At 52.1% G+C, this 19,551-nt stretch carries 22 protein-coding genes; 10 read left to right on the forward strand and 12 right to left on the reverse strand.

What is annotated here, in order from left to right; translation table 11 throughout:
* Window positions 1-11: 11 nt before the first annotated feature.
* Entirely contained in the window at window positions 12-2,063 is a 2,052-nt protein-coding gene (gene ppk1, locus FIU95_RS17465; protein WP_152454985.1) for a polyphosphate kinase 1, read from the reverse strand.
* A 236-nt stretch (window positions 2,064-2,299) separates the two neighbouring features.
* Here ppk1 and FIU95_RS17470 point away from each other — a divergent pair, with 236 nt between their 5' ends.
* Window positions 2,300-3,778 (forward strand): Ppx/GppA phosphatase family protein, encoded by a 1,479-nt coding sequence (locus tag FIU95_RS17470; protein WP_152454987.1) that lies wholly within the window; start codon window positions 2,300-2,302, stop codon window positions 3,776-3,778.
* A 70-nt stretch (window positions 3,779-3,848) separates the two neighbouring features.
* Complete coding sequence (locus tag FIU95_RS17475; protein WP_152454989.1) at window positions 3,849-5,315, forward strand: YdiU family protein; 1,467 nt, start codon at window positions 3,849-3,851, stop codon at window positions 5,313-5,315.
* On the opposite strand, the gene FIU95_RS17480 is transcribed toward FIU95_RS17475, so the two are convergent.
* From FIU95_RS17480 to FIU95_RS17505, 6 genes are all read right to left on the reverse strand, one after another.
* On the reverse strand, window positions 5,312-5,623 hold the full coding sequence (locus tag FIU95_RS17480) for a replication initiator protein A (protein ID WP_152454991.1): 312 nt from the start codon (window positions 5,621-5,623) through the stop codon (window positions 5,312-5,314). The two genes, FIU95_RS17475 and FIU95_RS17480, sit on opposite strands and share 4 nt — an antisense overlap.
* Window positions 5,624-5,637: 14 nt before the next feature.
* A complete protein-coding gene (locus tag FIU95_RS17485) occupies window positions 5,638-5,883 on the reverse strand; it encodes a hypothetical protein (protein WP_152454993.1) in 246 nt (81 codons plus the stop codon).
* Between the two features lie 25 nt (window positions 5,884-5,908).
* Complete coding sequence (locus FIU95_RS17490) at window positions 5,909-6,292, reverse strand: hypothetical protein (protein WP_152454995.1); 384 nt, start codon at window positions 6,290-6,292, stop codon at window positions 5,909-5,911.
* 12 nt (window positions 6,293-6,304) lie between these two features.
* The gene (locus FIU95_RS17495) at window positions 6,305-6,748 is read right to left on the reverse strand and encodes a type II toxin-antitoxin system HicB family antitoxin (protein ID WP_152454997.1); all 444 of its coding nucleotides are present in this window, start codon (window positions 6,746-6,748) and stop codon (window positions 6,305-6,307) included.
* Between the two features lie 275 nt (window positions 6,749-7,023).
* A complete protein-coding gene (locus FIU95_RS17500; RefSeq protein ID WP_152454999.1) occupies window positions 7,024-7,365 on the reverse strand; it encodes a DNA-binding transcriptional regulator in 342 nt (113 codons plus the stop codon).
* A gap of 117 nt (window positions 7,366-7,482) precedes the next feature.
* Window positions 7,483-7,884 carry a type II toxin-antitoxin system RelE/ParE family toxin gene (locus tag FIU95_RS17505; protein WP_172975446.1) on the reverse strand — a complete coding sequence of 134 codons (402 nt, stop codon included), beginning with the start codon at window positions 7,882-7,884 and terminating at the stop codon, window positions 7,483-7,485.
* 206 nt (window positions 7,885-8,090) lie between these two features.
* On the opposite strand from FIU95_RS17505, the gene FIU95_RS17510 reads away from it, so the two are divergent.
* The gene (locus tag FIU95_RS17510; RefSeq protein WP_152455003.1) at window positions 8,091-8,738 is read left to right on the forward strand and encodes a recombinase family protein; all 648 of its coding nucleotides are present in this window, start codon (window positions 8,091-8,093) and stop codon (window positions 8,736-8,738) included.
* 22 nt (window positions 8,739-8,760) lie between these two features.
* Here the strand turns inward: FIU95_RS17510 and FIU95_RS17515 are convergent, their stop codons facing one another.
* Window positions 8,761-9,789 (reverse strand): DUF2806 domain-containing protein, encoded by a 1,029-nt coding sequence (locus FIU95_RS17515; protein WP_152455005.1) that lies wholly within the window; start codon window positions 9,787-9,789, stop codon window positions 8,761-8,763.
* A gap of 435 nt (window positions 9,790-10,224) precedes the next feature.
* Between FIU95_RS17515 and FIU95_RS17520 the strand changes: the two genes are divergently transcribed.
* From FIU95_RS17520 to FIU95_RS17530, 3 genes are read left to right on the forward strand one after another with little or no spacing between them, the layout of a single operon-like run.
* Entirely contained in the window at window positions 10,225-10,734 is a 510-nt protein-coding gene (locus FIU95_RS17520) for a hypothetical protein (RefSeq protein WP_152455007.1), read from the forward strand.
* The gene (locus FIU95_RS17525) at window positions 10,728-11,099 is read left to right on the forward strand and encodes a hypothetical protein (RefSeq protein ID WP_152455009.1); all 372 of its coding nucleotides are present in this window, start codon (window positions 10,728-10,730) and stop codon (window positions 11,097-11,099) included. Before FIU95_RS17520 ends, FIU95_RS17525 begins: the two co-directional genes overlap by 7 nt.
* Window positions 11,099-11,341, forward strand: coding sequence for a hypothetical protein (locus FIU95_RS17530; protein ID WP_152455011.1), 243 nt, complete (start codon window positions 11,099-11,101; stop codon window positions 11,339-11,341). The genes FIU95_RS17525 and FIU95_RS17530 overlap by 1 nt, the downstream gene beginning before the upstream one ends.
* 304 nt (window positions 11,342-11,645) lie before the next feature.
* On the opposite strand, the gene FIU95_RS21245 is transcribed toward FIU95_RS17530, so the two are convergent.
* Complete coding sequence (locus FIU95_RS21245; RefSeq protein ID WP_172975447.1) at window positions 11,646-11,810, reverse strand: hypothetical protein; 165 nt, start codon at window positions 11,808-11,810, stop codon at window positions 11,646-11,648.
* A gap of 222 nt (window positions 11,811-12,032) precedes the next feature.
* Here FIU95_RS21245 and FIU95_RS17535 point away from each other — a divergent pair, with 222 nt between their 5' ends.
* Complete coding sequence (locus FIU95_RS17535) at window positions 12,033-12,455, forward strand: DUF2147 domain-containing protein (RefSeq protein ID WP_152455013.1); 423 nt, start codon at window positions 12,033-12,035, stop codon at window positions 12,453-12,455.
* Between the two features lie 149 nt (window positions 12,456-12,604).
* On the opposite strand, the gene FIU95_RS17540 is transcribed toward FIU95_RS17535, so the two are convergent.
* From FIU95_RS17540 to parC, 3 genes are all read right to left on the reverse strand, one after another.
* A complete protein-coding gene (locus FIU95_RS17540) occupies window positions 12,605-13,684 on the reverse strand; it encodes an HlyD family secretion protein (protein ID WP_152455015.1) in 1,080 nt (359 codons plus the stop codon).
* Window positions 13,677-14,141 (reverse strand): MarR family winged helix-turn-helix transcriptional regulator, encoded by a 465-nt coding sequence (locus tag FIU95_RS17545; RefSeq protein WP_216646271.1) that lies wholly within the window; start codon window positions 14,139-14,141, stop codon window positions 13,677-13,679. Before FIU95_RS17545 ends, FIU95_RS17540 begins: the two co-directional genes overlap by 8 nt.
* 134 nt (window positions 14,142-14,275) lie before the next feature.
* A complete protein-coding gene (gene parC / locus FIU95_RS17550; protein ID WP_152455019.1) occupies window positions 14,276-16,525 on the reverse strand; it encodes a DNA topoisomerase IV subunit A in 2,250 nt (749 codons plus the stop codon).
* Between the two features lie 390 nt (window positions 16,526-16,915).
* On the opposite strand from parC, the gene FIU95_RS17555 reads away from it, so the two are divergent.
* The 3 genes from FIU95_RS17555 (at window position 16,916) to FIU95_RS17565 (ending at window position 19,478) form a co-directional block, all read left to right on the forward strand.
* Window positions 16,916-17,521 carry an ATP-binding cassette domain-containing protein gene (locus FIU95_RS17555; protein WP_152455021.1) on the forward strand — a complete coding sequence of 202 codons (606 nt, stop codon included), beginning with the start codon at window positions 16,916-16,918 and terminating at the stop codon, window positions 17,519-17,521.
* The gene (gene fetB, locus FIU95_RS17560) at window positions 17,518-18,309 is read left to right on the forward strand and encodes an iron export ABC transporter permease subunit FetB (RefSeq protein WP_152455023.1); all 792 of its coding nucleotides are present in this window, start codon (window positions 17,518-17,520) and stop codon (window positions 18,307-18,309) included. Before FIU95_RS17555 ends, fetB begins: the two co-directional genes overlap by 4 nt.
* A gap of 479 nt (window positions 18,310-18,788) precedes the next feature.
* Window positions 18,789-19,478 (forward strand): transposase, encoded by a 690-nt coding sequence (locus FIU95_RS17565; protein WP_216646272.1) that lies wholly within the window; start codon window positions 18,789-18,791, stop codon window positions 19,476-19,478.
* The last annotated feature ends 73 nt before the right edge of the window (window positions 19,479-19,551 follow it).

The raw sequence follows: 19,551 nt of genomic DNA on the forward strand, positions 1-19,551 counted from the left end.
TCCATACTGGATTAATCTTCCTGACCGAGGCGTTTCAGGTAACCGTAAATAGCATCCTGGGCGCGACAACTTTTTCCCTCTCGATTGGCCAGGCGTGTATTACTCTGCGTGGCATCCAAAATTCTCGCTTTCTGATTATCGCTCCACTGCAAATCCAAAATATGCCTGATGGTCTTGCGATGCTCCGGGTTGGATACCGGAAAAGTGACCTCCACCCGCTGGTCCAAATTGCGCTTCATCAGATCAGCAGAGGACATCCACATAATCTCCTCGCCACCATTATGGAAAATGTACACGCGCGCGTGTTCCAGGTATTTATCGACCAGGCTGATGGCTTGGATATTGTCAGACAATCCGGGAGTTTCACAGATTAGCGAACACATACCGCGAATCAGCAATTTTATTTTTACCCCAGCTGCACTGGCCCTATAGAGTTGCTCAATCACCTGGCTGTCGACCAGGTTATTGCATTTAAAAAACAGCCCAGCCTCACGCCCTTCCTTGGCCGCTTCTATCTCCCGCTCGATGGCTTCTTCTAAGGAATTGCGCAGATTAAATGGTGAAACAATGATATTTCTATAAACAGGCCGCTTATCCGGGGAGCGCATAAATTCAAATACATTGTATATTTCACGGCCAACCGACTGGTTATTGGTCAGCAAGCTAAAATCACAATAAATACGTGCGGTGTTTTCATTGAAATTACCAGTGCCCAAATGAGTATAAAAACGGTTTTTGCCTTCCTCCCGACGCACCACAGAAATTAATTTGGCATGTACTTTCAGCCCTGGTATTCCGTAGACCACCTGAACACCGGCTTCTCTCAATTCATGAGACCAGTGGATATTGGCCATTTCATCGAAGCTCGCCCTCAGCTCCACTACGGCAATCACTTTTTTATTGTTTCTCACCGCATTGATTAGTGCGGCCACCACCCGTGAATTTTTTGCCACCCGGTAGAGGCTGATTCGAATTTCCCTGACCTTGGGGTCTATGGCTGCCGACGCGAGGAAATTGGTGATCGCACGAAAGTCGTGGTAGGGGTAATAGAAAAGCTGATCACCTAGCCTCAATTGTGCAAAAATACTCTCGTTGACCGGTAGGGTAGGCAATGGTGCCATGCGCTTGTAGCGATGACTACGCGAGTCACTGGCAAAGCCCATCAGGTCTTTGGAATTGTGATACCGCCCACCTGGGGTGTAGCTGTCATAGCGGCCCATTTTTAACTTTTTCTTCACCAGCCCCAACAGTGCTTTGGGCATTTCGGCATCATAGGCCAGGCGCACCGGGTCTGCATATTTTCTTTGTTTTAATGATCGCTCAACGCGGTCAACAAGATTCTGGGTAACCTCCTCACTGACTTCCAATTCTGCATCGCGGCTGATCTTAAACATATAAGCCTGGGCGGAGAGAATCGGCAGCACATGACGAAACACATCCATCAGGCAAGCGCGAATGATATTATCCAGAACAATATAAACTTTCTCCCGCTTACCCTTGCGCGCTGGAATTTCCACAAAACGCGAGAGGGTATCCGTTGGAATTTCCATAGCGGCATAGCGCCGCAGGTTACCTTTTAATGCAAGGGTAATTGCAAAATAAATGTTCTTTTCGTTGAGCAACGGCATGGTATTGCGCTCATCGATAAAGAAAGGCTCCAACTCTGGCAGCACCTCGCGATGAAAGTACTCTTCGACAAAAGCCCGCTGCTGCTCATTCAGGTGGGTTTCCCGGACAATGTGGATATTGTGCTTGCCAAGGACCGAGAGCACTTCGGCATAGGCTTTAGAGTAGCGCCTTTGCAGCTGCAATACCCGGCTATTAATTTGACCCAGCAGTTCAGAGAAGTGCTGTTTCTGTTCTTCACCAATAGTAAATGCCGTGAGTCTACGTACATCGGCCACTCGCACCCGAAAAAATTCATCCAGGTTATTGGAGAAAATACCCAGAAAGTGTACCCGTTCGATAATGGGTACACTCTCATCTTCCACCTCCTGCAAGACCCGTTCGTTAAAAGACAACCAGCTCAGTTCTTTGGGGAAGAGGGGGATATCACTCGGCATCGGAAAACCATTTCACATAATTACCAGTTCAAACATCATAACAAGATCGACCGGGATAAAATCCCACAAAAAGACGAAATCTCTATGACAGGGGTATACTTAGCGCAAGCCGAGCTCTCTCAAAACAAACTCGTGCAGCTCTCCTTACCCACAGGGTACTTCGCACTAACCAAAATTATTTGGTGATTTTGCAAGTGCAGGAGCGGTTTGCTCTTTAAATTTAAGCAGGTGCCAGGATGCCAACACAAACACCGATTGAACGCTATGCCGCGCTCGACCTCGGCTCCAACAGCTTCCACCTGTTACTGGCAGAATTCCGTGGGCAGCGAATGGTGCGCCTGCATACAGACCGCGCGATGGTGCGCCTGGCGGAGGGGTTGAACGCCCATCACCACCTGGACCCGGCAGTGTCTGAGCGCGCCCTGGCCGCCCTTACCCGCTTCCAGCCGGTACTACAAAAACTGCCGGCCGATCATATTCGCGTCGTCGGCACCAATACCCTCCGTGCCGCCGCGGCCAATGCCGATGGCTTTCTCGAAGAGGCCGAGTCAATTCTCGGCGTGCCCGTGGAAATTATTAGCGGCATTGAGGAGGCGCGACTAATTTACAGTGGAGTAATGGCCGCTGCCGACGGTCCACCGCGGCTTCGCTGCATCATCGATATCGGCGGAGGCTCCACCGAACTGGTGCGCGGCAGCGAAGCCCCTCAACAATTGCAAAGCCTGGACATGGGCTGTGTTTCCTACAGCCGACGTTTTTTTGCCGATGGCTTAATCAGCGAAAACACCGTCAACCATTTTAAGCGCGCACAGCGCGCCGCCCGTGCCGAGCTGCAGGAACTGCAGCACATCGCAGCCGAAGCGGAAGTAATCGGTTGCTCGGGCAGTGTGAAAGCGGTTTCCCGAGTGCTCAATGGAGGGGAAGTAGCGGATATCCTGCGAGAGGATATCAACCGGCTCGCGGAAGAAGTCTCCCAGGTGGAGCATATCGCCGAACTGGACCTGCCCAATCTCGATGAGGAGCGACGCCCTGTATTCGCCGCTGGCCTAGCAATCCTGCATGCCATCTTCTGTGAGCTGGATATCCAACGTATGGAAGTTTCCCCTTATGCCATCCGCGAGGGCATAGTGCACGACCTGGCGGGGCGGCTGCACGGTGGCGATCGCCGCGCCAGCACAGTGGACGCCGTGGTACAGCGCTGGCAGATCGATCAAAACCAGGTGCGCCGCGTCAACGACACCGCACTTAAACTGCTCCAGCAACTCCGCCCCGAATTTCCACTCGAGGGCAGGCAGCAGCTGCGCTGGGCCATCCAGTTACACGAAGTGGGACTGGCGCTGACCCACAGCAGCTTCCGAAAACTCGGTGCCTATATGATCAAGCACGCGGATATGGCCGGATTTTCCAATGGTGAGCAGGAACACCTGGCCTATCTGGTGCGCAACCAGCGCGGCACCATCAAGCCTCCTAAAGAGCACTATGGTTTCCACCCGAGTCCGGATTTACTGCTGTGCCTGCGCCTGGCCTGCATTATTCACCGCGACCGCACGGAACGCACTCTGCAGGGTGTTAACCTGGCAGACCAGGGAGACGCCTTCCGCCTGCAGATAGCGCGGGACTGGCTCGACAAGAGCCCCGCCATTGAAGAGCTGCTCTACCAGGAGGAGCAGCACTGGCAATCGCAGAATCGTCCGCTGCGCCTGCTGGCAGTTTAATCTCTTCAGCCAATTCAAGGACCCGATTTAGAGCGGGCCCGCAGCCATTTGCAACCTACAATCAGTACCTATGAAGCTCAGCGAAGTTACCCTCAGCCACCACTACGCCGATATGGGCGATGTTTTTGGCCGCCGTATCGCCCCCACGCCTTTCAAGCACCCACAGCTAATCGATATCAACCCTGCGGTGCTTCAGCTGCTCGGAATCGATGCTTCAGAGGCGACCAATCCCGACTGGGCCCAACTGGGCTGTGGTGCCAAGCTGTTTCAAGGCAGCCGCCCCTTCGCCATGAAGTACACAGGCCATCAGTTTGGCGTCTACAACCCGGATCTGGGTGACGGTCGCGCGCTGCTGCTGGGGGAGATAGAGCACCAGGGCAAAGAATGGGAATTGCACCTGAAAGGCGCCGGCCAAACCCCCTACTCCCGCTTTGGCGACGGCCGCGCGGTGTTGCGCTCCACCATTCGGGAATATCTCGCCGGCGAGGCCTTGAGTGGCCTGGGCATTCGCTCTACCCGCGCGTTGAGTATCGTCGGCAGCGACGAATCAGTGACCCGCGAGCAAATTGAAAGAGGCGCCATGCTGATCCGCGTGGCCGAGAGCCATGTGCGCTTCGGCCACTTCGAATATCTGTTTTACACCAAGCAACTGCAGGCCCAGCAACAGCTTATCGGTGAGATTTGCCGGCGTTTTGTTCCCGATACCCAAGGGCTCAATGTCGGCGAGCAGGCCGAAGCCATGCTGCGCTTTACCACCAAACGCAGTGCCGAGCTGGTGGCCGGCTGGCAGGCGGTGGGTTTCGCCCACGGCGTGCTGAATACCGACAACATGTCGATCATCGGCGACACCTTTGACTACGGCCCCTACGCCTTTCTCGATGACTACGATCCCACCTTTATCTGCAATCATTCGGACCATACCGGTCGCTACGCCTTCGAGCAGCAGCCCGGCGTGGTGCTCTGGAACCTGAATGCCCTGGCCCATGCTCTCTCCGGCTTTGTCAGCGTGGAGGCGCTGCGCGACTGCCTGGAGCAGTTCCAACCCCTGGTGACCGATGCCTATGCTGAGAGAATGCGCGCCAAGTTGGGGCTTACCACCGAGGAGGATGGCGATCAGGCGCTGTGCGCCGATCTACTGCAGCTGTTACAACAGGGGGAAGCGGACTACACCCGCTTCTTCCGCGCCCTGTCCCACTACCGCGGCGAGCGCCCCGCCCAAGGACTTCAGGAATGTCTCGCCGAAGCCCAGCACAGTGCTCTCGAGCAGTGGCTGGAGCACTACGACCGACGCCTGGCGCGCGAGCACAGTGATTCCTGCGCCCGCAACCGAGCCATGCTGGCGGCAAACCCTAAATACCTGTTGCGTAACTATTTGGCGCAGAAGGTTATCGAGGCTGCCGAAGGTGGGGATTACCAGCCCTTGCGTACCCTGCGCCAGCTACTGCAGAACCCATTTGACGAGCACCCTCAACACGAAGTCTGGGCCAGCGCCCCACCGGAATCCGGCAAGCGTATCCCGTTGAGCTGTAGCTCCTAAAGTGACCTGAAAAAATCATGGGTCGCAATTAACATACGGCGAAAAACTTCGCGGCCCTGGTTTATCCCTTCAACCACCTGACCAGTGCAATACGTCAGCACATCTTTGCCGTGCATGGTTGCGCGGCCATCAGCGCTTGGCGTTACCTCGATCCAGTTTTCCCCGTTCTTATAAACCCATTTTCGGGTATCCCGGCGTTTGGATAGGGAAAAGATAGGGTGCTCCATGGTCAGCATGTCACCCTTGGGCGCCACGTCGAGAATATCGGCGATAAATAGCTCTAATTGGTTTTTGTCGTTGTTAGCCATGCTTTACCCTCGATTTATTCGCCAATTAATCCGCCGATTAGCTTTATTAAATTGCTTTTTCCGCGCTGCTCACTGCTCAAGTACTTTGCCAGGGGTATTTGCTCACGGTGAATCTCACCACTAGCTCTATAGTCTGCATAGAATCTTTCTACGATTACAAATAGCTCACAAGGCTTCTCTGTGTCCCTTGCTAGGTAACACCACCACTCGTCACCATGGTCTTTTGAGTGGTAGAAAAATTCTTTTTTTTGTATTGCCATTTTGCAAGTCCTTAACAGCCTCCACCTATTGTGGAACCAAGCCTAAAATCGCAGTGACAAGTCCGACAAGGATTACCGTTGGAATCAGGAAAGCTAGCAACATTACAACGAAAAACCCAAAGTCATTATCTAATTTATATTTTTTTAGGTGCCCTGCTACCAATGTGTTAAAGCCATTCATCCCTGAAAAATATATAAACAGAATAGATATCCCAGCTGCAGCCCCTAAGACAACCTGACCTATATTATTCGTTGCTTTGATGGCAGCAGTAATCAATACACAAGTAAGAGTGACCCACTCAATCCAGCGGAACCAGTTAGGTATATATCCATTCCTTAGCCACTTATCAGTTAGAGTCTCTCCCTTTTCATACCAGCCATCATTCTTTTGTTTTGTGTCTTCGGTCATATCCTGATCCTCTCAGCCTTTATTGAATTCCTTATCCGCTACAACCACCCCCAAACGCTTACCCAACAACCTAAGAGCGTACTCGATGCGCTCCAACTTTGAGCTATGTGTCAAGTCCAGCATCCGATCCACTTGTGCCTGGCTACATCCCAGCAAGCGGGCTAGGTCCGCTTTCCGCATACCCCGCCCTTGCATAGCATTCCACAAGGCGACCTTTGCAGCGACCAAAGCCGGTAAATGAATTACGGGCTGGCCGGGTTCCGGCTCTGACGGCACCGGGATCGGTCGGCGGTTGTCGATATAGAGAGATAACGACCTAATTAATCCATCTCTCGCCTGCTCCAGAGCCTCCTCGTCTGTATCGCCTGAGCTGTTCAGCTCCGGCACATCCGGGCAAACCACCCAAACCCCTGCATGACTCTTGGCTTGGGTTACCACTACCGGGAAATCGTACATTCTCCAGATGCCCCCTTGTGTTTGTTTATTGGAGCAAGAGTAAACTTTTTATGGTTATTTGCAACATAAAAGGTTTATTTTCTATAAGAATCTTCACTCAAATATCAGTGGCAGTTGAGCAAGATGCTTAGATAGAGTGAGGGCAAAAGCGTAGAGAAAGAGCTTTTGAAAACTACTCATGCAAAGCAGCGTTGTAAAAGCTCATATCAGGAAAACCGCGCAGGGTCTGAAGTAGGCGACGGATGAGGAGGGGGGATATCACTCCCCCTCACATATTACGCAGTCCTATCCAGTAGACAGGATAAACCACGCTGTTTCACTAGGTGCAGTAGCATAGCGTGAGCGCCTTTCGGAGTCCTAGCACCACGTTCCCATTGCTGCACTAAGGAAACGCTAGTATTCAATACTTGTGCGAATACAGGCTGACTTACACCGTTGCGCTCACGAATATCTTTAACGTCCTGGGCCGAAAATTTTTCTACTTTCGGGATCGGAAGCTTGTCCATATCAGGGCGACACAGCTTCGTTACTTCCTCATACTCTGCCTTATCCAACATGTCGGTTTCATGCATCCACTCAGCGGTATTTTGCATTACTTCCTTTAGTGACCTGGACATAGTGTTTCTCACTTTCTTCTGGGCACGCCTTTGCGGTATGCCACTCCTAATTACATTAATCTGCATATCTAACGGCGAGCCGTTGCAGCACGCCACTGTCGCTATATAAGACCCCGCTTAAACCTTCTCGGTAGCTTCCGCAGGGACCGTAACTTCCACCAAATATCCTTCATTCAATCTCGCAGCTATTACTTCGTCTGACGCATTCAGTAATCGTGCGGCTAAGATTTCCAAGGTCTTTACGTCGTCATCGTCGATGTTGTCTTGCCTCTTTTTCGAGTAACCGTAGAGGAAAAACACCTTATCTCCAGACTGGGATCTAAAGGCTACAATGGTTCGTGCCCCGCCCCTTTTACCTCGGCCATTTGCCGGCACTCTCTGCTTGTATACGTTTTTCCCAATGTGGGCGTCGAAGGAGCCTTGCTCAAGCCGCTTGCCCGCTTTTCTGAGAGAATCTGGGCTTATGCCCTCAGCTATTGCTGTCTCTCTGAAGTCCATTGTCATAAAAAGTCGTGCCATAGCCGCGGAATATCCTTGCGCATCCATTATTGTTCTTATTATGCCTCAAGTATAGCTCATTGAGTCATACCCAGAAAATATTTTTTCTATCTCGTTAGGGCACCCCCAAAAGAGACACCCACAGCAAAACCCCAAAAAGGGCTTGCGACCACCCAAAAGAGACAGCATATAATCGGACAACCCAAACGGGACCATTAGGGACAGATATGTTTATTCGCGCCTACCTGCGAGCCTCCACCGAAGAACAAAACGCCAACCGCGCCCGCGCCAGCCTCGACGCCTTTGTCGAACCCTACGGCCAGCGCATCGCCTCTTACTATGTTGAGAATCAAAGCGGCGCCACCCTGCAGAGGCCAGAACTAAACCGCCTACTTTCCGACAGCCAGCCCAATGATGTGTTACTGGTGGAGCAAATCGACCGCCTTACCCGTTTGAGCAATAACGATTGGAGCGAATTAATAAGCCAGATACAGGCGAAGAAGCTGCGCATAGTCAGTCTGGATGTGCCCACATCCTACCTGGCGCTAGACCGCGGGCGCGTCTCCAATGGGGACCAAGTTATCGAGGCAATCCTGGAAGCAATTAACAGTATGCTGATTGATTTGATGGCCGCCATGGCGCGCAAGGATTATGAATCACGGCAGCACCGGCAGCGCCAGGGCATCGAAGCCGCGAAGAAGGCAGGAAAGTACCAGGGCAGACCAGCAGATAAAGACCGCCACCAACTGGTGCGCTACTTTCGAGAGGAGAAAGGGCTTAGCCTTGCCGAGACAGTCATGGCTACCGGCTATAGCAAGTCGCAAGTTTGCCGCATACAGGCCGAGTATAGAAAGGAAGAAGCCGCCGAAAACTAGGCGTCAGTTTTACTTCAGCGACTTACACAGGGGCGTAGTCTTCAACCCTGATTTCTTGGGGGTTGGTAAATTTTCCCCCATCCTCTCGGTCACGATCTGCTGCAGTTACCTTGTAACCTTGCTTAGCAACCTTCAGAGCAACAGCTCTAAAATATTCTTCATCTATATCAAACTCACAGAGCCGTAGTATTTCAATACCTAGCTGAGTAATAGAGTAACTTTCCACCAGCAAATTTTTGGAGGAATCGCTATGTTCTATCCTTAAAGCCTTGTTCTTTGCTAGTAGTATTGACTCATATGAATCAGCTAGTCTTGAAGGGTAATTTGTCCCAAGGTTTCTAGACTCGACGCCTGCCAAAATGCCAATTTCTTGAAGATAAAGTAGTTGGTCGAATTTTAAGCCTGCTTTATTTAAAAGGTCAGTTTGATCTCTATGAATTATTTCGCTGATAATAAATTTTGAAGCACAGGCAATAAGATCCGCTTCTTTTTTGGATAAACCCTTTAGAAACTCTAAAGCCCTTATTGAAAATGAGCCAGGCTGTTTAACCTCCCCTGCCAGCACGCGCCCCCAAAGCTCCTGCAGCTGTTCAGCAGAAACTTTGCCGGCATATTCCCTCCAACTGTGTAACCAATCTTCATCGATTTCTTCATTTGTTGGCGCTTGGGTGTCTTTACTAAGGATGTTCTCAGCCACAATGATGGCTTTAGTGGTATTTACATCTCTGCGAATCGATTCGGCAAGATCAGCGGAGGCAACAGAAGCAGTCATTTCTTCGAGGTTTAGTGTCGGCTCTTTCCGAGCTGGATGGCCTTTTTCTACATCGGCGTGCTCTAGTAGGGTGGCGCCAGCTTTAAACTTGTAAGGGGAAGTTCCAGCTTTTATAGCTTCAGCCTCTTTTTCTGCTAGGGCAAGAATCACCTTTGCATCAGCGTCTGCTCTAGCCATACGCCTTTTCTGCCAGGGACCCAGAAGAGCAGGAACTCCATTGTCGGCAAGGCTCTCATACAACTTTAAAAGCAGATTTTCTCCGGGCAATTTAAATTCCATGTTAGTCCCTTATCAACAGTCTCTTAATCAGCATCAGCGGCTTTCAGGTGTGTTCGCCTGGGCGCATAAAATTGTATCCGGTTGTGAGTCCTTATGGCTATGCCTAAAAGCAACTTTTGTGGTCAATATGCAACAGCCGGGTTTGTGTCGGCGAGTATCAAGGAGAAGCTAAAGAAAAATACAACGGCCAAGCACTTGCTCGCCCCGGGTCGGTGCTATCCGTCCGACCCACCCCCACTCTGAGCATAAATCCGCCAGTCCAGGGAAAGACGCATGAAAAGGAGGCCGGGCAAAATCGCCCACAGTTTTGTCCCCAACTTCTGTGGATAAAGGGCGGCTGCTGGTGAACCGCTGGAATTGCCAAAACTATGACACCCAATATATTCTCTGTCTCAGTCGATAAGGATTTTCGATTGCACTTCAAGGAAGAAAGTTATGTCGGGACACCCTCAACTTAACCAGGTAAAGTCAAGGACTGAGCTGATATCTGTAAATGGTAGAGCCTACAATGTGCAGCTCTCTTACCACGTTGTATTCGGTGTGGATGGCTATGTGGTTGGCTTAAAGTTTTCCGACCAGCACGGAAGCATGGATTCTGCAAAGCCTGGCCGCTCAAACCCCTACGCCCTCGGAAAAGCTGTCGCACAAGCGGCAATCAAGATGATCACGCCCGATCTCCACAAGGTGTCCATCCTGGGCTTCTACTTGCTCACCGATGATCTAGCCAATAGGCGCAAGGGTGCCGTTCAGTTTAAAAGACGGCGTTACCACGCCAAAGCCGTAGAAATACACGAAGCTGTCAGCCACCACCTGAAGTATTTAACCGAAGTAGAAGTCGATGGCGGCCTTGGCTGGGCAATGAGCACTAAAGACTTTAACAGCTATTCCCAGTTTGAGATTTTCGAGAGAGAACTAGCCAAGGAATTAAGGGTATTACCATGCTGATCAGAATTGAGACAGGCGAACTGAAGGAGTTCCCAGAGGACTTGGCCGCGCTTATTCTCGCTGATCCCTCATGCGGTGAGGAAGATAAACCAGAATTTACCGCTGAAGAAGTGAACGCCTTATTACATGCGATATTAGGCACCTATGCGGTGCGTGATGAAATCAGCTTTGAAGAGAATATCGAAAGAATAAGAAAGCGATACGAAGCGATAGGCCAGCCCAGTGAAGAGAATTTGCGGATAGCGCAAGAATCTATACAGGCGTATGTACGCGAGATTAAAGGGGATGATATTGGAATGGTTGATAACGAGCTTATCGATCTAATGTTCTTAGACACCCCCCCCAAGCGGCTGGGAGAGTCGTAATGCCAGAATCATCCGCCTCAGCTCTGGAAAAGAGCTTGATTGCCGAGGCCAGGCTTTGGCTCGGCAATATACAAAGAGCGCTTGCCGGCGAAATCGACCATCTTGCAGAAAGATACGCTGAACACCACAAGGTTCCCATTGAGGAAGCGCGAGCGCGACGCTGTTTTATTGGCTCCTACTTGGGTGCTTTTGAGCCTCTCGATAACCTGGCATACAGCTCCGATTCAGGACTGAGCCCCTAGGGGCGCCAGCGTATCCGAGAGCTTTCGGGTGAAGCCCGTTCAATCACTGAAGGGCTTTGGTCCTAGGCCACAGATAAGCAACTGCGGTCTGGTTCGTTAAGTTCTCAGATAGGGGAGGCACCCACAGGGGTTTCGCCTCTGGCAATAGAATTTCCTACTCCTCCTTTGGCAATGGCGCCGCCGCATCTAAAACCGTCACACCGTTTAAACTCCAGCCCATTAGGTCCGGGAAATCCCGGCGTTTTGCAGAGATAAACGTATCCAGAAGGAAATCTAGCTTTGCATCCGTTAAAGGGCCCCGCACTCACCCGAAGCTACTGCAACTTACAACCCAGGCGCCCTCACCTTCGCCGCCGCTCATCGAGTAATTGACCAGCAGCAACTTGGTGCCGAAGCGGTGCCATAGCAGTGCGCCCACTAAAACCAGCTGTAGGAGTAGTATTAGCCACACCACCCTCAATAGGATCAAACGTAGCCCCTCCCTTTGCCGCTTTTCTCTTGCGCTGTCCTACCACCCCTGGTTTTAACCTCCATAGCCAAATTGGTACAACTTGCGAACAAATTGCCGGGATTTGCGGTCAAATGTCGTCTGTATGCGGTTATTTTTTACCCGATGGTGACTTATGCGGTGTCGCTGCAAGTGACTTCCTGTAAGATCTGGGTCACCCACTGAATAGAGGAAAACCTACAAATGATAAGAAACCTGCTTCTGGCCACATTTGGCCTGTTGTTCGCCCTGCAGGCCAATGCCGCAGATGTTGTAGGCAAGTGGCGCACTATCGATGACGAATCCGGCAAGCCCAGATCCATCGTGGAAATTTATGAAAAGGACGGCAAGTACTTCGGCAAGATCGTCCAACTGTTGCTGAAACCCAATGACACCATTTGCGAGAACTGTCCTGGTGACCTGAAGGGCAAGCCTATCGTAGGAATGGACGTGATCACCAATATGGTGAAGAAAGGCAAAAAATACGAAGGCGGGGAAATTATGGACCCGGTGAAAGGCAAGGTGTACGACTGCAAGTTCTGGCTGGAAAACGACAACACCCTGAAAGTGCGCGGTTACCTCGGTTTTCTCTACCGTACCCAGACCTGGTACAGAGTCGAAGAATAAACTACAGGGCCCGCAGTGCGGGCCCTTCTTTTTTCTAGCTTTTTTCTAGCAAGTAGTCGCTGGCTAGTCCGCTTTAAATAACTAGTCCCTCTTAGTTCCGCTAGTTCCGCGCTCTGCGCAAGCCCCAACTCTTCCATTTTTCTCTTTTTCTACAGAACCACTCTGCCACTCTCACCGGTAGAGGCGCGTGCGGATACCACTTTGGCATCCTCACTGGTATCGATACGCACCTTGGCACTCATCCCTGCGCGTAGCGGCGGCGCATCCTTGAGGGGATAAAGGCGCAACCGCACCGGCACCCGCTGCACTACCTTTTGCCATTCGCCACTAGCATTCTGCGGCGGGGTTGGCGAGAACTCACTGCCGCTAGCCGGGCTCATGCTGTCCACCTGGGCCTGCCACTCAAAGTCCGGGTAAGCATCGAGGGTCACCTCCGCCTGCTGGCCTGTGCGCACCCTGGCCAGTTCGGTCTCCTTAAGGTTGGCTTCCACCCATAGGCCGCTGGTGCCCACCATATACAGGAGGCTCTCACCAACAGTCGCCATCTCTCCGACCTGTGGCAGGGTATTGGCGATCACACCATCCATAGGTGCAATAATACGGGTGCGCGACAGCTGATAATTGGCTTTGTCCAATTGCGCCTGAGCCACCTTGAGATCGGCCTGCTCTTCCAGGGCCACACTGGGGTCGCCTCCCAGCTCGGCACGCAGACTGGAGAGTTTCTCCGCATTGATGGTAATTTGCGCGCGGGCCCGCTCCAGCTGCTGGCGGGCACTATCCAGTTCCGCCTCAGAGAAAGCCACCTTGCCCAGCTTTTCATTGCGCTCCAGCTGGCGCCGGTAGAAATCTGCATCTTTGCGCGCCTGCTGCAGGGCGGCATCCGCCTCAGCATATTCGGCGCGACGCGCCAGTAGGTCATTGCGCACCTGGGCCAAGCGCGCCTCGGCCTCGGTCACCGCCAGTTCATAGGCAGTGCGATCAATTTGAATCAGTAGTTGGCCTTTGAAAACCGGCTCATTGGCACTCACCAGCACCTTGGTCACCACACCATGGACTTCCGGCGCCAGGGATACCTTATCCGCCTTTACATAGGCGTTTTGCGTCTCGACGATATCGCCGCCGCCATACAGGCTCCAGCCGGCCGCCAGGGCGACAAGCGCCAACCCCAGGGCGCCCCCCAGCTTGCGCATCGCGCTCGGCTTTAGCTTTAGGTGCAGCTTTTCAGTCACATTCAATCTCTTCGTCTATCAAATTCTTGCGCAGCCGCCCGAGCAGCGCCTGCAGTTGTCCTATTTCCGCCGCAGTAAAGCCATCCAGGGCGTGATTGCGGGTCTCCTCTGCCAGATCCCCCAGTAGCGCCATCGCCGGCTGGGCCAAATCGGTCGGATAAATCCTGAAACAGCGCCGATCCTGCGGATCGGGCCGCCGCTCCACCAGCCCTTCGCCCTGCAGCTTATCGAGCAGGCGCGCCAGACTGATCGGCGCCATCTCCAGGCGCCCCGCCAGTGCAGTTTGCTTCAGCCCCTGCTCTCGCGTCAGATGCCAGAGCACCTGCCAGCGGGCATCGCTGAGGCCGTGATCCCGTGCGCGGCGGTCAAAGTTACGCCGCAGCAGGCGTGCCGCACTGTGCAGCGCAAAGCTCATCTCGGTTGCGCTGTCTTTTCCTGACTCGCCCATCCCTGACATAGTCTCTCCCTTTTTTGAGGGCGCTCATTATAAGCCTGCTTATTATTTCATCAATGCGCGGCTTATCAATAAAAAGCTGGCAATAAAAAAGCGGTCGCAATGACCGCTTTGGCTCTACCGCATCACTGATGGGCTTATTTTTCCAGCACCTCGATGCTATCGACCTTCTGGAAGCCCCGCGGCAGCTTGTTGCCCCGTCGGCCGCGCTCACCTCGGTAGTGCTCCATCTCCGAGATCTTGATCTTGGTATGGCGCTTGCCGGCGTGCACGACCAACTGGTTTTTACCCTCTAACACGGCGATTCCCACCACCACTTCCTCGCGGCTGGCAGCCCGCGCGGCAGTGATATTGATAATCTTATTGCCCTTGCCTTTCGACAATTCCGGCAACTCTGTGACAGGGAATACCAGCATGCGCCCCTCTGAGGTCACTGCTGCCAGCAGCGCTTCTTCTGGACTGTCTAGCAACTGTGGCGGCAGTACCTGCGCGCCCTTGGGCAGGGTCAACATGGCCTTACCCGACTTGTTGCGCGACTGCAGATCGGCGAGCCTGGCGATAAAGCCATAACCCGCATCGGAGGCTAACAAAACCCGCTGGTCGTCGGACCCCATCAACAGCCCCTTAAAAGTCGCTCCAGAAGGGGGGTTGATGCGGCCACTCAGTGGCTCACCCTGGCCCCGCGCCGATGGCAGGGTATGGGAGGCGATGGAATAACTGCGCCCGGTGCTATCGAGCAACAGCGCGGGTTGGTTACTCTTGCCCCGTGCGGCAAAGCCAAGGTTGTCTCCAGCCTTATAGCTCAGCGCCGCCGCATCAATCTCATGGCCCTTGGCCGCACGAATCCAGCCTTTCTCGGAAACCACCACGGTGATGGGGTCGGAAGACAGCAGCTCAGATTCGCTAAACGCCCTGGCTTCTTCGCGGGCCACAATGGGGGAACGGCGCTCGTCGCCGAACTCCTTGGCCGCAGCCAGCAATTCTTTCTTGATCAGGGTCTTGAGGCGGCGTTCACTATCCAGGGTCTTGGTCAGGGTATCGCGCTCTTTCTCCAGCTCCGCCTGCTCGCCGCGGATTTTCATTTCTTCCAATCGCGCCAACTGACGCAGCTTGGTATCGAGGATGTAATCCGCCTGGATATCCGTCAGCTCGAAGCGATCCATCAGCTCCTGCTTGGGCTCGTCGCTGGTACGGATAATCTCGATCACTTCATCGAGATTAAGGAAGGCTATCAACTGCCCGGCAAGCAAGTGCAGGCGCTTCTCTACTTTATCAAGGCGGAACTGCAAGCGGCGGCGCGTGGTAGTGGCACGGAAGGTTAACCACTCACGCAGGATCTTATCGAGGGACTTCACCTGCGGGCGGCCATCGATACCAATCATATTCATATTGACGCGGTAGTTGCGCTCCAAATCGGTGGTAGCGAACAGGTGATTCATCACCGATTCCATCTCCACCCGGTTGGACTTGGGCACAATTACGAGGCGGGTGGGATTTTCGTGATCCGACTCATCGCGCAGGTCGCTCACCATCGGCAGCTTCTTCGCCTGCATCTGCTGCGCGATCTGCTCCAGCACCTTGGCACCACTCACCTGGTGGGGCAGCGCGGTAATCACAATATCGCCGTCTTCCTTACTCCACAGGGCGCGCATCTTGATAGAGCCGCGACCGCTGGTGTAAATCTTACGAATATCTTCGCGCGGGGTAATAATCTCCGCCTCGGTGGGCATATCCGGACCGAGAATATGCTCGCACAGCTCTTCCACCGTGGCCTTGGGGTTTTCCAGCAGTGCCACCGTCGCATTGACCACTTCGCGCAAATTGTGCGGCGGAATATCGGTGGCCATACCCACGGCAATACCAGTGGTACCGTTTAACAGGATATTCGGCACCCGCGCCGGCAACACACAGGGCTCATCCATGGTGCCATCGAAATTCGGCTGCCAATCCACCGTGCCCTGGCCCAGTTCCGACAGCAGCACTTCCGAATATTTACCCATGCGCGACTCGGTGTAACGCATAGCCGCGAAAGACTTGGGATCATCCGGCGAGCCCCAGTTGCCCTGGCCATCAATCAGCGGGTAACGGTAGCTGAACGGCTGTGCCATCAATACCATCGCCTCATACACGGCGCTATCGCCGTGGGGATGGTACTTACCGATTACATCGCCGACCGTGCGCGCGGACTTCTTATACTTGGCGGTATTCTTCAGGCCCAGCTCGCTCATGGCGTAGACAATACGCCGCTGTACAGGCTTCAGGCCGTCACCAATATTCGGCAGGGCGCGATCCAGGATCACATACATGGAGTAATCCAAGTACGCCTTCTCGGTGTACTCCTTTAACGGCAGGCGCTCTGTGGCCTCATAGACAGAGGTGTCGGTCATACAGCACTCGTTATTCGATTCGGAAGGAGCGGATTATGGCGGACTGGGGCGGGAGGTTCAAAGGGAAGCGGCAGGTTCAAAAAGATGGACTGCATCAATGAAGGAGAACTATGACTATGGTTATCAACTGAATGCCTCCGAGAGCTTCAAACACATCCTTCTATAGTTAGGATGTAGTTAAGCCATCATGAGTCGCAGACTAAGTTATGTTGCGGGATAGTTGAGAACAAAAAAGAAACCCTCACAGGTTCTTAATTTTCATTACCTAACTAATCGAACCAACCTATCACAGTCATAGTACTTAATTCATACGATAGAGATATCAGTACTTTAGAATACCAGCCAAAACAAAACTATTAACTGCAAGGTTGTTTGCAAGTAACCCATAAAATGCCGCAGCTAAAACTAAAAAAACTAAATATCGGCCCACTAAAAAAAGTACGGTTGGAAGTACAACCAGGAGAAATCATTTGCCTTTCAGGTTCTTCTGGCTCAGGTAAGAGCCGACTGCTCAGGGCTATTGCCGATATTGAACCCCATAGTGGTGATATCTCTCTTGACGACATAGATCAGAAGGAAATGCCCGGGCACCAGTGGCGCCGCCAGGTTATGTTGGTGCCAGCACAGAGTGCCTGGTGGTACGAGACAGTGGGCGAACACTTTAATCAAACGATGGAGAAAGCATTAAAGGCACTGGGGTTTCCCGAGGAGGCAACAGAATGGCAGGTAAGCCGGCTCTCCTCCGGAGAGAAACAACGCTTGGCGCTTATTCGCGCGCTCTCCTACGCTCCACAAGCACTTTTACTGGATGAACCCACAGCCAATCTGGATGCAGATACTACGAGTAAAGTAGAAGCATGGCTTGTGGCAGAAATCAGCAAACATCAATATCCGGTTATCTGGGTGGCCCATAGTAAAGAGCAGATCCAGCGCGTAGCCAGCAGGCATTTTGAAATTGAAGGGAGCAGACTAATAAAGAGGGAGGTATCACTATGAGCGTGATTGATCTTTCCTGGTGGCAGTTATCACTGGCTGCGGCGTTGGTAGTCGCTCTGGCAATTTGCACCCATATCGCGCGTTTACAGCTCGGTAAACCACTGCTTATTGCCGCGCTGCGCACGGCGATTCAGCTGACGCTTGTCGGTTTGATACTGGAAGCGCTATTCGCCGTAGGCACCCTGTTATGGGTGAGTCTGTTGGGATTCGCAATGTTACTGTTTGCCGGACAACAAGTCGTCTCGCGACAAAAATATCGCCTGCGAGGTGGCTGGAGTTTTGCCATCGGCACCCTCTCCATGCTGGTATCCGCGTTTAGCGTCACAATACTAAGCTTGTTGGTACTGATTGGCCCCCAGCCCTGGTACCAACCGCAATACTCCATTCCACTATTAGGCATGCTGCTGGGAAATACCATGACCGGTGTCGCCCTGGGCCTGGACCGACTAACAGAAAGTATGAGGCGTTCGCAGGATATTATTGAAAATCGTTTAATGCTTGGCGAAACCTGGCGACAAGCCAGTATTGAATTTCGCAGGGATGCGATGCGCGCGGGGTTGATGCCAACGATCAATTCGATGGCAGCAGCCGGTATTGTATTTCTGCCAGGTATGATGACCGGGCAGATACTAGCTGGTACATCCCCTACCATCGCAGTGAAATATCAGATTTTGATTATGTTTACGATTGCTGCTGGTACAGGGTTTGGTACTTTTGTCGCAGTTGCTTTATGTGCGAGACGAATGTTTGATGAGCGCGAGAGGTTATGTGTGGATAGACTTATTTAGATACGATAATTAGATAAATTTAAAAGCTAAAAGTTATTATTGCGAACAGAGGTTGGGTAGCAACCACAACCCCTGTTTCTTACTCATGCATTACTTGAGTATTAGTTAAAAAAGTTCAGAGTCAATCTCTAAAGAACCGGACCGACACCATGGCAGTCAGAGTCATTTCTAGTCGAAAAGCTGTGCTCAAAAATTAGCTCCACATCTTTGAAAGGACGACATTTCTGGACACCCATCAAACATAAAGTATAAACCGCCAATACCATTGACAAAAGAGCGCGAACCTACAAAATACTGGATATTCATCCATATTAATACGCGTGTAATCAATGACTCTACCGCGAAGCACCCAGATATCTCTTGACGCAACGCCTTATTACCACTGCGTATCCCGCTGTGTACGGCGAGCATTCCTTTGCGGTTGGGATACTGTATCCGGGAAAGATTACCAGCATCGGCGCGAATGGATTGAAAATCGTATGCATAATTTGGCTGAGGTTTTTGCCCTGGATCTTGCCGCCTATGCAGTAATGAGCAATCACTACCATATGGTACTCTACATTGACAAAAAATCTGTTGATAAGTGGTCTCTTTTCGAGGTTATTGATCGCTGGCAAAAAATATTCAAGGCCTCTAGTTTGGCCCAGCGCTATCCAAACGGCGATATTCTTGATCGCTGCGAGCTAAAGGCACTAAAAGAGGTCGCTTTGAAATGGCGAGAGCGCTTAACGGATATCAGCTGGTTTATGCGCTGTTTAAATGGGCCTATCGCTCGCCAAGCTAACGCTGAAGACCAGTGCACAGGTCGCTTCTGGGAAGGCCGTTTTAAATCCCAGGCTTTATTGGATGAAAGGGCCCCTGCCGCCTGTATAGCCTATGTAGACCTAAACCCCATCCGCGCCAATATGGCAAAAACTCCAGAAGATTCTGATAATATCTCCATTCAAAAACATATTCGTGCAGCAATCTTGGGCGAGCAGCCCAAAAAACTACTTCCACTTGTAGGCAGTGAGCGGTTGAATATGCCTAAAGAACTTCCTTTTCGGCTGGATCATTATTTAGAGCTAGTCGATTGGAGCGGGCGACATCTAGACCTTAGAAAGCGCGGGGCCATTACTGAAAATACACCTCCCGTACTCAAGCGACTGGGTATTCCACCAAGACCTTGACTTTATCTCAACCGAAATTTTGAAAGCCGCTTTAAAGGCTTGGTAGGGTCTGCTGGGGCCGTACGAAACGCTT

Source organism: Microbulbifer sp. THAF38, assembly GCF_009363535.1.
Taxonomy (GTDB): Bacteria; Pseudomonadota; Gammaproteobacteria; order Pseudomonadales; family Cellvibrionaceae; genus Microbulbifer.

What these genes read in the sequence shown, in the direction of transcription:
- FIU95_RS17515 (WP_152455005.1), bottom strand. Translation starts at nt 9,789, where the DNA reads ATGGAATTTAAATTGCCCGGAGAAAATCTGCTTTTAAAGTTGTATGAG.
- FIU95_RS17565 (WP_216646272.1), top strand. Translation starts at nt 18,789, where the DNA reads ATGCATAATTTGGCTGAGGTTTTTGCCCTGGATCTTGCCGCCTATGCA.
- FIU95_RS17500 (WP_152454999.1), bottom strand. Translation starts at nt 7,365, where the DNA reads ATGTCCAGGTCACTAAAGGAAGTAATGCAAAATACCGCTGAGTGGATG.
- FIU95_RS17505 (WP_172975446.1), bottom strand. Translation starts at nt 7,884, where the DNA reads ATGGCACGACTTTTTATGACAATGGACTTCAGAGAGACAGCAATAGCT.
- FIU95_RS17535 (WP_152455013.1), top strand. Translation starts at nt 12,033, where the DNA reads ATGATAAGAAACCTGCTTCTGGCCACATTTGGCCTGTTGTTCGCCCTG.
- parC (WP_152455019.1), bottom strand. Translation starts at nt 16,525, where the DNA reads ATGACCGACACCTCTGTCTATGAGGCCACAGAGCGCCTGCCGTTAAAG.
- FIU95_RS17555 (WP_152455021.1), top strand. Translation starts at nt 16,916, where the DNA reads ATGCCGCAGCTAAAACTAAAAAAACTAAATATCGGCCCACTAAAAAAA.
- fetB (WP_152455023.1), top strand. Translation starts at nt 17,518, where the DNA reads ATGAGCGTGATTGATCTTTCCTGGTGGCAGTTATCACTGGCTGCGGCG.
- FIU95_RS17520 (WP_152455007.1), top strand. Translation starts at nt 10,225, where the DNA reads ATGTCGGGACACCCTCAACTTAACCAGGTAAAGTCAAGGACTGAGCTG.
- FIU95_RS17530 (WP_152455011.1), top strand. Translation starts at nt 11,099, where the DNA reads ATGCCAGAATCATCCGCCTCAGCTCTGGAAAAGAGCTTGATTGCCGAG.
- ppk1 (WP_152454985.1), bottom strand. Translation starts at nt 2,063, where the DNA reads ATGCCGAGTGATATCCCCCTCTTCCCCAAAGAACTGAGCTGGTTGTCT.
- FIU95_RS17495 (WP_152454997.1), bottom strand. Translation starts at nt 6,748, where the DNA reads ATGTACGATTTCCCGGTAGTGGTAACCCAAGCCAAGAGTCATGCAGGG.
- FIU95_RS17490 (WP_152454995.1), bottom strand. Translation starts at nt 6,292, where the DNA reads ATGACCGAAGACACAAAACAAAAGAATGATGGCTGGTATGAAAAGGGA.
- FIU95_RS17485 (WP_152454993.1), bottom strand. Translation starts at nt 5,883, where the DNA reads ATGGCAATACAAAAAAAAGAATTTTTCTACCACTCAAAAGACCATGGT.
- FIU95_RS17480 (WP_152454991.1), bottom strand. Translation starts at nt 5,623, where the DNA reads ATGGCTAACAACGACAAAAACCAATTAGAGCTATTTATCGCCGATATT.
- FIU95_RS17510 (WP_152455003.1), top strand. Translation starts at nt 8,091, where the DNA reads ATGTTTATTCGCGCCTACCTGCGAGCCTCCACCGAAGAACAAAACGCC.
- FIU95_RS17475 (WP_152454989.1), top strand. Translation starts at nt 3,849, where the DNA reads ATGAAGCTCAGCGAAGTTACCCTCAGCCACCACTACGCCGATATGGGC.
- FIU95_RS17545 (WP_216646271.1), bottom strand. Translation starts at nt 14,141, where the DNA reads ATGTCAGGGATGGGCGAGTCAGGAAAAGACAGCGCAACCGAGATGAGC.
- FIU95_RS17470 (WP_152454987.1), top strand. Translation starts at nt 2,300, where the DNA reads ATGCCAACACAAACACCGATTGAACGCTATGCCGCGCTCGACCTCGGC.
- FIU95_RS17525 (WP_152455009.1), top strand. Translation starts at nt 10,728, where the DNA reads ATGCTGATCAGAATTGAGACAGGCGAACTGAAGGAGTTCCCAGAGGAC.